This is a genomic window from Myxococcus sp. RHSTA-1-4 (assembly GCF_020037125.1).
In the GTDB taxonomy this organism is placed as follows: domain Bacteria; phylum Myxococcota; class Myxococcia; order Myxococcales; family Myxococcaceae; genus Myxococcus.
Map to the genome: position 1 here is coordinate 165492 of NZ_JAIQDG010000025.1, position 15112 is coordinate 180603.

The window sequence follows — 15112 nt, forward strand, 5'->3', positions numbered from 1 at the left end:
GGCGTCGTCAACCTCATCGCAGAGCAACGAACCGCGACGGAGACAGATGCGATGACCGAACCCACCCGCCAGAAAGAGAAAGCGAAGGTCCAGCGGCCCGCCAGGCCGCTTCACCCAGGGGTCCAGCCGAACCGGCGGATCGAGGACCATGCGCTCATTGGCAACCTGCGCTCGGCGGCACTGGTCGCCAGGGACGGGACGATTGACTGGTTGTGCCTGCCGGACTTCGACTCCGACGCCTGCTTCACGAGTCTGCTCGGGACGCCGGAGAACGGCGAGTGGGTGCTCGCGCCGAAGGCCCGCATCCAGAAGATTGAGCGCCGCTACCGGAAGGACACGCTCATCCTGGAGACCGACTTCATCTGCGACACGGGAACCGTCCGGCTGATCGACTTCATGGCTGTCCGGCAGGAGCATCCCAGGCTCGTCCGGACCGTCGTGGGACTGAAGGGAAAGGTGACGATGCACTCGGCGGTGACGCCGCGCTTCGCCTTTGGCCGCTCCGTCCCCCGGGTGGAGAGCGCGGACGGCTCGCTCAGGGCCTTCGCCGGGCCGGACGCGCTGTTCCTTCGGCGCTCGGATCAGTCCGCCGCGCCCCCGCTGGTATCGGACATCCAGGTCAGCGAGGGCCAGCGGATCTCCTGGGTGCTGAGCTGGAACTACTCGTGGCTGGATGAGGTCCCGCCACGGCTGGACGCGGATGAGGCCGAGCGGGAAACCGAGCGCTTCTGGATCGGCTGGGTGTCGAAGATCGTCCCGCCGCCGAGGTACCGCGACACGGTGGTCCGGTCGTTGATCACCCTCAAGGCCTGCACCTTCGACCGCACCGGGGGCATCGTGGCCGCGCCCACCACCTCGCTCCCGGAGACGCCGGGAGGCGCGCGCAACTGGGACTACCGCTTCACGTGGTTGCGAGACGCGGTGCTCGCGCACAACGCGTTCGCGCGCGCGGGCGTGAGGGACGAGGCGGCGTCCTTCTGGAAGTGGGTGATGCGCGCCATCGCGGGAGACCCCTCGCAGATGCAGATCATGTACGGAATCCGCGGAGAGCGCCGCCTCACGGAGGCCGAGCTCGGCTGGCTCGACGGCTACGGCGGCGCGAAGCCGGTGCGCATCGGCAATGCGGCCTACGACCAGTTCCAGCTCGACGTGCTCGGCGAGGTGGCCGCGGTCATCTACGCGGGCGCGAAGACCACCGGGCAGGTCGGCCCCGTCGCGCAGCGCGCGCTGCTCAACGTCGCCGAGCAGACGATGCAGGTCTGGAGGAAGCCCGACAAGGGCATCTGGGAGATGCGCGGCCCGGACCGCCACTTCGTCGCCTCCAAGGTGGCCGCGTGGGGGGCGATCGACCGGGCCATCAAGGCCGCGGAGGAGACGCAGCTGGCGGCCCCCGTCGACAAGCTGCTCGCGGTACGCGAGGAAATCTTCAACGAGGTCTGCAACCAGGGGTTCGACCCCGAGCTGAACAGCTTCGTGCAGTACTACGGCGGCAAGCAGATGGACGCGAGCCTGCTCAACATCCCGCTATTCGGGTTCCTTCCCGCGACGGACCCTCGAGTGGTGGGCACGGTGGCGATGATTGAGCGCGAGCTCATCCAGGACGGGCTGGTGCTCCGCTTCAAGCCGGACGCCACCGGCTCGGTGGACGGGCTCCTCGGTGACGAGGGCACCTTCCTCGCGTGCTCGTTCTGGCTCGTCAACACGTACCAGATGATGGGGCGCTTCGAGGACGCCCGGCGGCTGTTCGAGGCGCTGCTGGCGTTGAGCAACGACGTGGGCCTGCTCGCCGAGGAGTACATGCCGAAGCTGCACGAGCAGATTGGCAACTTCCCGCAGGTGTTCAGCCACTGCGCGCTGGTCAACGCGGCCTACACCCTCGCCGAGACGCGCGCCTGAGCCCACGTGATGGCCTGCCGGGAAGTGCGTGCGGAGTTCCCGGCGCCGACAGGATTCTCGTACCCGCGGACACGTATACGGAACCGGGCCCCTGGCCTATCTCTTCACCCGGCGGCAGGGCGGAATTTTCAATCCTTGCTGCTTTTCCCGCAAAGCCGGAGAGAGGCACCTCAATGAGCCAGGAGCAATTCCCCATGCAGGAGCAGCAGATGTACGGCGAGGCCCTCAAGGCCCGCATCACCGACGCGGTTCGCGAGCGCGTCGTGTCGGCTCTCGAGGAGCGTCTCGGCAATGAAATCCGTGAGCGCGTGGGCGAGGCGGTGCGCAGCGCGGTGAGCGAGCGCTGGGCGGGAATGCAGCAGGGCCAGGGCCCCCAGCCTGGTCCCCAGTTCGACACGGAGCGCATCACCGAGGCCGTCCAGAGTCGCCTGGCGGATACCATCCGTGAGCGCGTCAGCACCGGGGTGCAGGAGCGCGTGCGCGAGGTGCTCAGGGACCGGCTGGCGGAGACGCTGCGCACCGCCCTGGTCGAGAACTGGATGACCATGCAGCAGGGCTACGGGCAGTTCGACACCGAGCGCATCGCGGAGAAGGTTCGCAGCCGGCTCGAGGATGCGCTCCGGGAGCGTCTCAACACCGTCGTGCGCGAGCGCGTCCGCGAGGCGCTGCGGGAGCGGCTGGGGGAGGCGCTGCGCACCGCGATGCCCGAGCGGCGGATGGGCATGGAGAGCTTCGGCCAGGTCGGCCCCGAGCGCATCGCGGAGGTCGTGCGCACCCGGCTCGCCGACACCCTGCCCGAGCGGCTCAACACCGTCGTGCGCGAGCGCGTCCACGAGGCGCTGAAGGAGCGGCTGGCGGAGGGGCTGCGCACCGTCATCTCCGAGCGGACGATGCAGCAGGGCTTCGACCCCGAGCGCCTCGCCGACACCCTCCGCGAGCGCATCGTGGAGGGCATCCGGGAGCGGGTCCACGCCGGCCTGCGCGAGCGCGTCCGTGAAGCGCTGCGGGAGCGGCTGGGGGAGGCGCTGCGCGGCGCGGTGAGCGAGCGGTCCATGGGAATGGGCCCCCAGCAGGGCATCGGCCAGTTCGACCCCGAGCGCCTCGCCGACGCCATCCGCGGGCGCCTGGTCGACACCCTCCACGAGCGGCTCTCCAACACCCTCCGCGAGCACCTGAACGAGGCGCTCCGGGAGCGGCTGACCGAGTCGCTCCGCGAGGCGATGGGCGGGACGACGCGTGGCGGAATGGGCTTCCAGCAGGGGATGGGCTTCCCGCAGGGGATGGGCTTCCAGCAGGGTGCCGGCCAGGTCGACACCGAGAGCATCGTGGCCGCCGTCCGCGAGCGCGTCGGTGAGGAGATCCGCGAGCGCGTGGCGGACGTGGTCCGCGAGCGCGTCAGCGAGGCGGTGCGCAAGGAGCTGAGGAACGGCTCCCACCACCCGCTGTCCTGACGGGCATCGGGGCCAGATGACGGCCTCGTGAATGGAGGGCCTGGACCGTCGCGACAGCGGCGTCCGGGCCCTCGCCATTTCCACGGAGCCCCGTCACTCCGGCTGCCACACCAGGAAGCTCAAGCTCATCACCAGCAGGCCGCCCTGGGGACGCGAGCGCGTGCCGAAGTCCCATTCGTACCGCGCCCCCACCTTCGCCTTCAGCTTCGGAATCAGCACGTTGACCTCGGGTCCGAGCCCGAACACCCTGTCCCGCGCCCCCCGGAGCACCTCGGGAACGTCCTCCCCGGTATCGTCACGGACCTGCCAGAGCGCGTACCCGGCGACTCCGACGTCCACCCCCCGAAGCACGAGCGCGCCGGCGCCACCCTGGACCTGGATGGTGTCGCCGCGTGTGATGTCGATGCCGCGCTTGCGGAGGTTGTGGTCGTAACTCACCAGCGCCGACGCCCGCGCGCGCCGGCCCTCGTCGAAGAACACCGCTCCGCCGAGCGAGAACTGGTGCGTCCAATGCCCGCTGCCGACTCCACTCCCCCCGCGAGCCTCGAACCACCCGGTGGGGATGTAGACACCGTACGAGGCCACCAGGTCGGCGAGGGGCAGCCGCCATCCCAGGTGCACGGGCATCACGTACACGTCGCCCAGGCCGAAGCGGTCCACGCTCGCGCGCGGGTCCTCGCTGTTCACGGAGATGCGCGCGAGGGGGACGGCGACCGTGGCGCCCAGGTACGGCCACCCCGGCCATTGGACCGTGAGGTTGACACCCACGGCATTGGCGACCGCGTCGAGGTCGAACCCCTGCACCGGCTGGAGCTCGCCGTACCGGTCGCGAAGCTGACTCGCCGAGTACCAGAGCAGCCGATCTCCCACGTAGACCCCGGGCCCCTGCTGCACCCCGGCGTCGACCCCGATACCGCCGGGAATCTTGTGCCCGAGCTCCTGCGCGCTCGCCGCCGCTGGGAGCAGCACCCCCAACGCGGCGAACGCACTGCCGAGGAACGTGCGAGCAGAGCCGGTCATGAGAAAAGCTCAGCACGGCAAGAGCGTCAGGTGTCCCTGCCCGGCGGTGCCAGGACCGTGTCCTCTTTCATGGCCCCCATTGAGCCCGGCCTGGACGGCCCCCATCCCCCCTCCGCGTCATCTCCCGGATGTCTCGCTGGGAGTAACGCGGCGTGGGACAAGGGCGGCAACGTCTACCTGGAGAGATACGCCGAGCCGGCTTTGTCGACGTCTCACTCGAGCCAGGGGCATCGCAGTGCAACGGGGAGTGACATGTCCGGACAGCAAGAGGCCGCGGCGGTTCATCTCGATGCCGGAGCCAATCCCACCGCGGGGGTCCGAGCGCCGCCTCGCTCCGGATGGTGGGTGGTCGCGACCTCGACGCTCGGGCTGATGCTCGGCTACAGCACCTATATCTCCTACGTGTTCGGGGTCTTCGTCCGGCCGCTCGGCGCCGAGTTCGGCTGGAGCCGGCCGCAGATTGCCTTCGCGCTGACGCTCTGCAACTGGTTCGTCGTGGCCCTGTCGCCGCTCGCGGGCTTCATGCTCGACCGTGTCGGTCCGCGCCGGATGCTGCTGCCGTCCGTGCTGGGGCTGGCGGGAATGCTGTTCGCGCTCGCGCTCCAGCCCGGCTCGCTGCCCGTCTTCTACGCGCTCCACCTCGGACTGGCGCTGGCGGCGCTCGGCACCCTTCCCGCCGTCTATACGCGAGCCATCGTCGGGTGGTTCGATGAGCGCCGGGGAATCGCGCTCGGCGTCGCGCTGGCGGGCGTCGGGCTGGGCGGAATCCTGCTCCCCCCCGCGCTGCAGGCCGCCATTGGCTCGCTCGGGTGGCGTGGCGCCTACACCGCGCTCGGCGTCGCGATGCTCGTCCTCGTGCTGCCCGCGGCGCTTCGCTTCTTCGACGACAGGGCCTCGGCACCCGCCGTCAAGGCCGCGCCCGTCCCCTCACACGGCGTCGCGAACCTTCGCGAGGCGGCTCGCACGCGGACGTTCTGGCTGCTGATTGCCATCTTCGTCCTGCTGGGGACGATGACCCTGGGCGTGTCGGCCAGCCTGGTGCCGATTCTCACGGACTCCGGACTGACACCGCAGGCCGCCGCCGCCATGGCCTCGTCGCTGGGAGTGGGCGTGCTCGTGGGGCGCATCGCCTCGGGCCTGCTCATCGACCGCCTGCCGGCGCGTCTCGTGGCCCTGGTGTGCATGCTGGCCTCCAGCGCGGGGCTGGCGGGCCTCGCCAGCGGGGGCGCCGGGGCCGTCATCGCGGTCTGTCTCTTCCTGACGGGCTTCGGCATCGGCGCCGAGTTCGACTTCATGAGCTGGTTCGTGAGCCGGTACCTGGGCCTCAGGGCCTACGGCCGCATCTACGGCTGGACGTACGCGGCCTTCCAGCTCGGCTGCGGCATGGGTCCGCTGCTGATGGCGCTCGGCCGCGAGCGCCTGGGCGGCTATGGCCCGGGGCTGATGGGCCTGAGCGCGGCGGCGGCGCTCGCCGGGCTGATGTTCCTGGCGTTCCCGCCGCTGGCCCACGGTGCGACGCGGGAGGCCTGACCCGCTTCCCACCTCTCGAGCCGCGGCGGGGCCCCGGGCCGGCATCAATCCCGGCTCACCTCGGGACGCCACCGGATAATCCAGCCCCGCATGTCACGGGCCGGTACACTGCGCCGCGACATGCGGTCCTCATCGCCCCCCCTGGCCCCCCCCCCCGCCATCGTCGCCCAGGAGCGTCATGCTTGGCGGTGGGTCCCCCCAGCCTGCCTGGGGGTGGCGCTCGCGGCCCTGCTGCCCCTTCTCGGCCTCGACGGCTGGCCCTTCAACCACGAGGGCTTCTCCGTCTTCGAGCGCGCGGAGGCGTTCCGCCGCGCATACGCGGCAGGGGACTTCTTCCCGCTGTGGACGCCCTTCTGCCACAACGGCCATGGCTCTCCCTGGCCCTTCTTCTACCACCGGCTCTTCACCACGCTCTCCGGCGGGCTCGCCTGGGTGCTGGGCTCCGCGTTCCGCGGCGTACAGCTCGCGCTGCTGCTCGGCCTCCTCGCGGGGGCCCTGGGAATGGCCGCCGTCGCGCGAAGGCTCGGAGCATCCCCCCGCCTCCAGGTGCTCGCGGCCTTCCTGCTCTGCTTCTCCCCCTACGCCTACCTGGACTGGCTGGTGCGCGGCGCCGCGGCCGAGCTCTCCGCGATGATGCTCTATCCCTGGCTGTTGTGGGCGTGCCTGCGCCTGCGCGACGAGGGCCGGGGCGGCTGGTCGGTGGGGCTGGCCCTCGCGGCCATGTTCTACGCGCACATGGTGATGTTCCTGTATGCGTTCTTCACGCTGGCCGTGGCCCTGGGATTCATGCGCGCCCGGTGGGGCTGGCGCTCCACGCTCGCCGCGACGGGCCAGGCGGCGTTGGTGGTGCTGGTGCTGTGCGCCCCCTATGCGCTGCTGATGGTGCGGCTGGAGAAGCACTTCAACCCGGGCGCGCTCGGCGCCTGGACGCCCGACCGCGAATACGTGCCGCTGGCGCGGTACCTCTGGGACAGGAAGTTCCACTGGGGAAAGCAGTGGGAGGGCATCACGCCGGAGATAGGCCGCGCGCTGAGCATCGGCCTGCTGGTCCTGGGCGGCGTGAGGCTCGCCTCGCGCGGGGACACGCGGAGCCGGGGCCCCGCGTGGGGCTTGCTGCTGGGCAGCGCCGCCATCTACGCGGTGCTGCAGCTTCCCGTCTCCGCGCCGTTCTACCGCGCGGTGCCCTTCGCCCGCCTGCTCCAGTTCCCCTGGCGGCTGGTGGCCTTCCTCACGCCGCTCCTCGTGCTCGTGCTGTGCATGCTGGTGGAGGACACGGCCGCGCGGGACGGCTGGAAGCGGCGGCTCTCGTGGGCCGTGGTGGGGCTCACCGTCTTCACGGGCCTGTGGTTCGGCTGGAGGGCAACGCACCCCCGCTATCCCGTGGCCTCCCGGTCGGAAATCGAGAGCGAGCTCGCCGCGCTCGACCGCCCGTGGTCCGGCAACGAGTACCTCCCCCGGGCCGCCGTCGAAGCGGGCGTCCCACCACCAGCGGCGTTCCTCTCACACGAGGGCTGCGAGAAGGTGGAGGCGGAGCCTCGCGAGGCGCTGCTCGGGGCCCTCCATTTCGGCCGCATCACCCTCTCCGTGTCGGCGCCGCGAGGGTGCACCGTGCGCTTCAACCAGTTCCAGACGCCCTTCCTCGCGGCCGAGGCGGACACCCCGGCGCGCTTCGTCACCACGGAGGCCGGCACCCTCGAAGTCCAGCTCCCCGCCGGAGAGCACCGCGTCATCCTCCGCCGCCGGGGGCTCTTCGAGCTGCTCTCCCGGCACCTGCGGCCCGGAGCGTGAGCGGCTATTCCTCGCCGCCCTCTCCCTCCGTGCCCGGGGAGAGTCCATGGCGCTTGAGCAGCCGCCGGAGCTGCGTGCGGTGCATGTCGAGGGCCCTCGCCGTGGCGGCCACGTTGCCACCGTGCCGCCGCAGTGCTTCCTCCAGGCGGGTCCGCTCCCCGGCATCGAGCGGCCTGGCCCGGGGCGCCTCTCGCACCACCTCGCGCCCGCCGGCGGGCGGTTCGGGAGACAGGGCGGGCCCGAAGGCGGTGCCGGCGCTCGGGCTCAGGTGACGGGCCTCCACGCGCGCGGCCCCCTGGAGGAGCGCGGCCTGGACGGCGCCCCGCGCCTCGACGAGCAGCTCTCGGACATTGCCGGGCCAGGGCCGCAGCAGACACGCCTCCACCAGCGACACATGCAGCCCCAGCGCGGGCGCCACCTTGAGCACCTCGCGCTGGAGCAGCAGGGGAAGCTCCTCGGGGCGCTGGCGCAGCGGTGGCAGCGTCACCTCCGGCCGGCCCAGGCGGAAGTACAGGTCCTCCCGCAGCCGCCCGCTGGCCACCTGCGCGCGCAGCTCCCTGTTGCTCGCCGAGCAGAGGTGGAGGTCCACCGGCTTCGGCTTCGCCGCTCCGAGCGCGAGCACCTCGCGCATCTCCAGCGCCCGCAGCAGCTTCGCCTGGACGGCCAGGTCCAGCTCCACCACCTCGTCGAGGAAGAGCGTGCCGCCGTCCGCGGCCTGGAGGTAGCCCTGGGCGTCGGCATCCGCGCCCGAGTAGGCGCCGCGCTTGACGCCGAACAACAGCCGCTCGGCCAGGCCGTGGGGAATCGCCGCGCAGTTGACCGCCACGAAGGGCCCGTCCCGGCGCGGCCCCTGCTGGTGGAAGGCGCGCGCCACGCCCTCCTTGCCCGTCCCGCTCTCCCCATGGATGTGGAGCGAGAACCCGAGCTGCGCGGCGCGGGCCACCTCCTCGAGGAGCCGCTGGAGGGCCGGGCCGCGCACGAAGCCCTCCACGAGCGCCACGCCGTGCCGCTGGAGCGGGCCCACGTCCGCGCAGGGCACGAACAGCGAGTCCCCCATGCGGATGACCCGCTGTGCCTCGCGAGGCGTCCCGGCGGGCACGGGCTCACCCTCCACGAAGGTGCCGTTCTGACTGCCCAGGTCGGTGACGAAGAAGCGCCGCCCGTCGAAGTGGACGCGCGCATGGCGCCGGGACATCCGCGGGTCCTGAGCCTCACCGAGCACGGCGGCCCCACGCCCCAATTCCAGCGCCTCTCCCCCGAGCGGCAGCGCCACCGCCATCGTCGCCCCCGCTCCAAACAGGCGCAGCAGGCCCGGGACGCGTGGCGCGCCGGAGTCGCTTCCCCCCTGGACGCCGCTCGGACGCAGCGTCGATTGCTCTGGCTCCATGTGGGGCGATTATAGGCGGCCCCCGTGGCACGGGCACCGTGCCACCCGTGCCACCCGTGCCAGCGGGTGTGCCACCGGGCTCGTGCCGCCGCGTGCTCCCGTGCGCCCACCGAGGACAATCCTTGAGAGGATGGCCCCTCGCGCGGGCCGCCGCCTCCGGCCCCCGCGCCGGAAACTGGTACAGGCCTTGCTCCGCGGGCGGCTTGCCCATGGATGAGGAGTCCTTGAAATGAAGATGACCCTGAAGCGCGGCTGGCTCGGTTGGGTGGCGTTGCTGCTGGTGGCCGGCGTTGGAAGCGCATGCCCTGGAGGGCGGAACGTGCGTCCCGACACCGGAGCCGCCGAGCCACTCCCCACCGATTTCTGCCGCACCCACGAATGCAGGATTGACTCGACCATCGCGCGGCTGATCCCCACCTGTCAGTCGGGTACCTGCGATCCGGGCAGCCTCAATGGCAAGGGCATCTACATCGCCAACGAGCGCCACTACTGCCTCGTCGACGCCTCCGGCGAGCCGAGGTTCTGCCCGGAGGCCTTCATCAACCGGCCCATGCTCAACCGGCCCGCGGCGGTCGCGCTGCGGCTGCGCGACTTCTCGCTGCCGAAGCAGACCTATGAGCCCCTGCTCTCCGCCACGCTGGCCCTGCCCACCGGTGAAATACCCATCACCCTGCTGGGCATCAGCGGCACGCAGACCCAGCTCTCCGTCACGTACGGGAACCCGGCGGACGGGACGGTGCACACCGCGAGAGGAACCGACCTCGGCCCGCTGCGACTCCGGTTCCCCGTCGATTCAAATACAGGCACCTTGGAGTACGAGCTGAGGCTCGATCCTCTTGCGCCCAACCCCAGACATCCCAAGGAGCTGCACCGGTATGCGCTCTTCTACCGGCTGATGGCCGCCGGGCCCGAGTGGCGCTCCCACTGCATGGATGACGGCGTGGCGCGTCCGGTCACCTTCCTTGGAGGGAAGCGGATTGACGGGCTGACGGCCGCGGTCACCGATGAGCAGGGGGAGACCACCGTGAGCTGCGAGACAGGCGCCATCGAGGCCTGCCTCGCATGGGGCTACACACCGTGGAACCCCCGGACCGGCAATCCCGCGGCGAGTGAGTACCTCTACCGCTCCTGCCTTCAGGCGAAGCGCGCGGCCTACTTCGTTGGCCTGGGGGACTTCAAGAGCTACACGAAGAATGGGACGCGAATCCTCCGCAGGGATGCCTTCGGCATCAACACCGAGCGCATCGACGGCCTGGAGGCGCTCTGGAGCCCCCGGGGCGCGGAGTGCCTCAACGTGGAGCACCTCCGCCTCAAGGATGCTCCGGATGATGAGCCGGCTCGCATCCTTCCCGGCCACCTCCAGGCGCAGGTGCCCCCGTGCACCACCGCGCAGTGGAGCCAGCATGGGCGGCTCGCCACCGGACCGGCGCCCGCGGCCCACTAGCGGCCCGGAGCACTCCGGTCCGCCTGGGACAACAGCAGCTCCGCCTCATGCAGCGGCTCCTCGTACATCCACCGGAGCAGCGGGTTGAGCTCGAGGGCCCGGGCCAGCGCGCCTCGGGCCTGGCGGACCCGCTCCAGCCGTCCCGATGCGGTGGTGCGTTCCACCCGCGCCTTCTCCAGCAGGAGCGCTCCCCGCAGGGCATGGGCGTGCGCGAGACTCGCATCGAGGCGCAGCGCCTGCTCCACCTGCGCCAGTCCCGCCTCGACGGACTGGAGCGCGGGGCCCCGGGGCTGCGCCTCCGCCAGCCGCCAATAGACTCGCGCCAGCTCCAGCTGGGAGCCAGGGTAGGGAAACAGCTCCACGGCCCGTCGCGCCTCGGCGAGTGACTGCTGGAGGAGGGGCAGGACGGCGCGTCCCTGTCTCCGCGCCCACGCGGCCTCTTCCAGGCCCAGCCGCGCGCTGACCATCCGGCAGTTCACGCAGCCGGAGTCGTGGCGGTACGCCTCCTCCAACGCCTTCCGCCCGGCTTCGAGCGCGGCGCGGGGGTCGCGGTCCTCGCGCCTCGCATGCACCGCCGCGAGGTGATGGCCCATGGCCTGGAAGACCCACGTGCTGCCAAACGTTGCGTTGATGGCCGCGGAGCGCTCCAGGTGCTGGAACATGCGAGCCAGCGCGGGGCCCGGGTCACCTCCGGTGGCCAGCAGGTACTCCGCGTGCGGCAGCTCCGCGGCGGCCACCTGGGTGAGCGCCACGTAGTAACGGCCGTCCAGGGCCAGGGCCCGCTGGCCCGCCTCGTGCGCCTGCCGGACTTCCTCCTCCGGGTTGAGTCCTCGCGCGACGCTGTCATCCGCCAGCTGGGTGTAGAGGTCGACGAGGTTCGAATACGCGAAGAGGTAGTTCGGGTCGACGCGCACCGCCTCGCGGAAGTACCGCACCGACTCGGTGAAGGAGGCGCGGGGGTCCTGGCCGTGCTCCTGCCGCCAGGTGCCCTTCCAGCGGTGCACGAGCGCGAGGTCATTGAGCCCCCAGGGATAGCGGGGCTGGAGCTGGAGTGCCTTCGTCAGCCAGGAGATGGCCTCTTCATACGCGGGCTCCGGGCTCCTTCCTTCTCGCGCCTCCTGGAGGCCGCGCATGAAGTGGGCATTGCCCAGCGTGTCGTAGGCATACACATCGCGAGGGTCCAGCTCCACCGCGCGAGCCGCCGTGGCGAGCCACTCGGCGAGGATGGGCTTCGGGTCCAGGCCGCCGCCCTGGAAGCGCATCAGCCGGTACCACTGCATCAACACATAGGCCCGCTGGGTGTACGCCGAGGCACGCAGCGGAGCCGCCTGGAGGGCCTTGCTCCCCTCGGCCAGCGCGCGCTCCAGCGACGCCCTGGGGGACTTCCCCTGCCGCCGGTCGAGCTCCGCCTGCTGCAACCCCACCTGCGCGAGCGCCTCGTGGATGCGTGCGTCGCTCCGGCCGACCTCGGCCGCCTGCGTGAACAGGGCCTCAGCCTCCTGGAAGCCGGTGCGCGACGCCTCGTACTCACCTCGCTCCAGCAGGCCCAGGGCCCGGGTATAGGACACGTCGCCCGCGAGCTTCCGGGCCTCGTACATCCAGGGGGCCTCGGTGGCGGCCTGGTGCGCGAGCCGCGCCGCCGCGTCGAACTCCCGGCGGTAGAAGGCGATGAGCCCTTCGAGGTAGCGGGGCGACTCCAGCTCCAGCCCCCGGCTGCGCTCGAGCGCCTGGAGCGCCGGTTCGAGGTACTGCTTCTCCAGCTCGCGCTGCCGCTCGGCGACCCACTCCTTGCCGCCGCCGCGCCGTGCGTCCTCCATGGACTGGTGGTACAGCTCGCCCAGCACACGGCCTCGCGCGTAGTGCAGCTCCGGCGAGTCGATGCCCGCCTCCCGTGCCTTCGTCAGCTCCGCGTTCGCCTGCTCGAGCTCGAACAACGCCAGGTGGCCGCGCCCCAGGGCGTAGTGCACGAGCCCCTCGCCGGCCTCGCCCAGCTCGTGCCGTTGCGCCGCGAGGCGCGCCATGCGCTCGTGGACGCGCTGCTGCTCGGGGCGGGTGTCATGCAAGGGCAGCGTGAAGGCAGCACGAAGGAACCACTCCATCTCCTTCACCTGCTGGCCGAGCTGCTCGGCCCGCCGCGCGCGCTCGGCCGACTGGGCCCGCGTCCACCGCGCCTCCAGCCAGGAGCGCACCCCGAAGGCGGAGAGCAGCAGGATGCTCGCCAGCGACAGCGCCGAGAGCGCCACGAGGGCCCGGTGCTTCCGCGCCCACCGCTTCAGCCGGTACATCCGGCTCGGGCGCTGTCCGAGGATGGGCTCCCCGTCGAGGTAACGCCCCAGGTCCTCGGCCAGCGCCCGGGCGGAGGCATAACGCAGGTGGGGCTCCTTGCTCAGGCACTTGAGGACGATGGTCTCCAGCTCGCTCGCGAGCAGTGGGACGCGCGTGCGCAGCGGAGGAGGCTCCTCGTGGAGCACCTTCGCCAGGGTGCCGACGGGCGTCGCGCCGGTGAATGGCGCCACGCCCGCGAGCAGCTCGTAGAGCGTCGCGCCGAGGCTGTACACGTCCGAGCGCCGGTCGATGCTCCGCACATCGCCCCGTGCCTGCTCCGGGGCCATGTACGCGGGAGTGCCCAGCAGCGCGCCCGTCTCCGTGAGGCCGTGCCCCTGGTCGCTCTCGTATGCGAGGCCGAAGTCCATCACCACGGGGTGCCACCGCCCGTCCTCGCCGCGGCCGGCGAGGATGTTGGAGGGCTTGAGGTCTCTGTGGATGACACCGAGCCGGTGCGCCTCATGGACCGCCTCGGCGGTCTGCTTCAATACCTGGACCTTCTCCGGCAGCGACATGTCCACGGCCGCTTCGTCCAGCCGCCGGCCGCTCACGAGCTGCATGGCGATGTAGGCCTTCGCGCCGACCTCGCCGACCTCATAGACCTTGCAGACGTGGGGATGGTCGATGCGCGCCTGCGCCCGCGCCTCCTGCAGCAGCCGCATCACCTGGCTGGGGTCCGCCCCCCGGATGAACTTGAGCGCGACAACGCGGCCCAGGCGCCGGTCTCGGGCCTTGTAGACGTCCCCCATTCCGCCACGGCCCAGCGGCTCGATGAACTCGTAGCGCTCCCAATGGGCAACCGGGAAACCGTCACCCGTGGGGAGCACGGGCGCGGGCATGCCCGCGGAAGCCGAGGCAACCTCTGGAGGGAGCGTCGGGACGAGGAGCGGGTCTTCCTGGCCCTTGCCGGAGTCCGACATGGACTCACTCAATCGTGGAGTCGGTGACCACGATGCGCGTATCCGAGTGATTCGATATCTGGGGATACGTCGGGTACCACGACCCGCCCGTGTTGCTCTTTATCACCGAGCGGTCGATGCGGATGTCGCCCGAGTGGTCATTGCTGACGAAGAAGATGGCGCTGCCGTGGGCGTTGACCTCGTTGTGCTCGATTCGAGTGCCGCAGAGGGACAGCGTCATCCTGTTGCCGTCGTTGTAGATGGCCCCGCCGCTGCCCCCGCCAGGAGTGCCCGGACTGGCGGGGTTCGCGCCGTTGCCGATGGCCCGGTTGTAGGAGAAGAGGCTGTTGATGATGGTCCACGACACGCCGATGCTGCTGATGCCACCGCCGTTGGAGCAGGCTCCGCCATACCCCTGCTTGCCGCCGAAGGTCGTGTTCACCACATAGACAGGCAGTCCCTCGTACTGGCTGAACACACGAAGGGCTCCGCCTCCTACGTCGGGCCCGACATCGGCGCAGACGTTGTTGAAGAAGCGGGAGTTGATCACCTTCACCCGCCCACCTCGAACCCAGACCGCCCCGCCCCCGTCGAACTCGGTCTCGGTCTTGGAGCTGGCGTCCACGAACGTCAGGTTCTGGAGCGTCAGCCGGGGATGATCCTGGTTCTGGCAGTGAGAGGTCGTCCACACCTGCTTCTGATCGCAGGTGTTCATGTACAGGATGCGGTGCCTGCCCGCTCCGCTGAGCGTCACCAGCCCCTTGCCGTCGATGACGATCTCCGGCCCCGTGTCGTTGAAGATCTTCGCGGTCCTGTCGAGCGTGATGGTGACCGGCTCCGGTCCGCAGTCGAACGTGATGACTCCGCCCCTGGCAACGGCCGCGACGAAGGCATCACTCGTACAGCTCGCCGGAGTCCCCGTTCCAACAACCGTGGTGGGCCTGGAGACGTCCGCGAGGCCCGCCTCGGCCGGTACGCCGCACGAGGCCTCCGCATTCGGATTCCCGGCGGGCGGGCCATCCTTGGGATTGGTCAGCGGGTTGGGTACGTCCACGTCCCCCGGTGATGCGTCGCCGCTCGAGCAGCCCGCCGCGCCAGCGAGCGCGAGCCACACGACCAGCGGAACGGCCGCGAGCGGGGACAGCCGACGAAGTCTCTTGGGGTGCATGAAGCCTCCGGAATGGAGTCAGTGTAGAGCCGTGCGCGGCTACCGCGGGAGCCCCGTCGCCGCTTCCAGCACCTCTTCGTTCGCCCCCTCTCGCCAGACCACGCCCTGCAGCCCACAGTCGCGAACGAGCAGCTCCACCAGGGCGCCGTAGTTCTCCTCCACCCATTGGCGGAAGTAGACGTCGGGCACGGCCAGGATCAGGCG

At 70.9% G+C, this 15112-nt stretch carries 9 protein-coding genes; 5 read left to right on the forward strand and 4 right to left on the reverse strand.

Annotated elements, in window-relative coordinates; all coding sequences use genetic code 11:
- Positions 1–51 precede the first annotated feature (51 nt).
- On the forward strand, positions 52–1896 hold the full coding sequence (locus tag K8638_RS29920) for a glycoside hydrolase family 15 protein (RefSeq protein WP_223758082.1): 1845 nt from the start codon (positions 52–54) through the stop codon (positions 1894–1896).
- A gap of 173 nt (positions 1897–2069) precedes the next feature.
- Positions 2070–3347: a DUF445 family protein gene (locus tag K8638_RS29925; protein WP_223758083.1), complete on the forward strand. Its 1278-nt coding sequence runs from the start codon at positions 2070–2072 to the stop codon at positions 3345–3347.
- Positions 3348–3440: 93 nt separating this feature from the next.
- On the opposite strand, the gene K8638_RS29930 is transcribed toward K8638_RS29925, so the two are convergent.
- Positions 3441–4367: a transporter gene (locus tag K8638_RS29930; protein WP_223758084.1), complete on the reverse strand. Its 927-nt coding sequence runs from the start codon at positions 4365–4367 to the stop codon at positions 3441–3443.
- A 345-nt stretch (positions 4368–4712) separates the two neighbouring features.
- On the opposite strand from K8638_RS29930, the gene K8638_RS29935 reads away from it, so the two are divergent.
- Together K8638_RS29935 and K8638_RS29940 are read left to right on the forward strand one after the other, a co-directional pair.
- On the forward strand, positions 4713–5897 hold the full coding sequence (locus K8638_RS29935; protein ID WP_223758085.1) for an MFS transporter: 1185 nt from the start codon (positions 4713–4715) through the stop codon (positions 5895–5897).
- A 213-nt stretch (positions 5898–6110) separates the two neighbouring features.
- Positions 6111–7685 carry a hypothetical protein gene (locus tag K8638_RS29940; protein ID WP_223758086.1) on the forward strand — a complete coding sequence of 525 codons (1575 nt, stop codon included), beginning with the start codon at positions 6111–6113 and terminating at the stop codon, positions 7683–7685.
- 4 nt (positions 7686–7689) lie between these two features.
- Here the strand turns inward: K8638_RS29940 and K8638_RS29945 are convergent, their stop codons facing one another.
- On the reverse strand, positions 7690–9072 hold the full coding sequence (locus K8638_RS29945; protein ID WP_223758087.1) for a sigma 54-interacting transcriptional regulator: 1383 nt from the start codon (positions 9070–9072) through the stop codon (positions 7690–7692).
- A gap of 229 nt (positions 9073–9301) precedes the next feature.
- On the opposite strand from K8638_RS29945, the gene K8638_RS29950 reads away from it, so the two are divergent.
- Positions 9302–10516, forward strand: a complete 1215-nt coding sequence (locus K8638_RS29950) for an ADYC domain-containing protein (protein ID WP_223758088.1) — start codon at positions 9302–9304, stop codon at positions 10514–10516.
- Here K8638_RS29950 and K8638_RS29955 read toward each other — a convergent pair.
- Entirely contained in the window at positions 10513–13761 is a 3249-nt protein-coding gene (locus K8638_RS29955) for a serine/threonine-protein kinase (protein WP_223758089.1), read from the reverse strand. The two genes, K8638_RS29950 and K8638_RS29955, sit on opposite strands and share 4 nt — an antisense overlap.
- 4 nt (positions 13762–13765) lie before the next feature.
- Positions 13766–14908 carry a hypothetical protein gene (locus K8638_RS29960; RefSeq protein ID WP_223758090.1) on the reverse strand — a complete coding sequence of 381 codons (1143 nt, stop codon included), beginning with the start codon at positions 14906–14908 and terminating at the stop codon, positions 13766–13768.
- Positions 14909–15112: the final 204 nt, after the last annotated feature.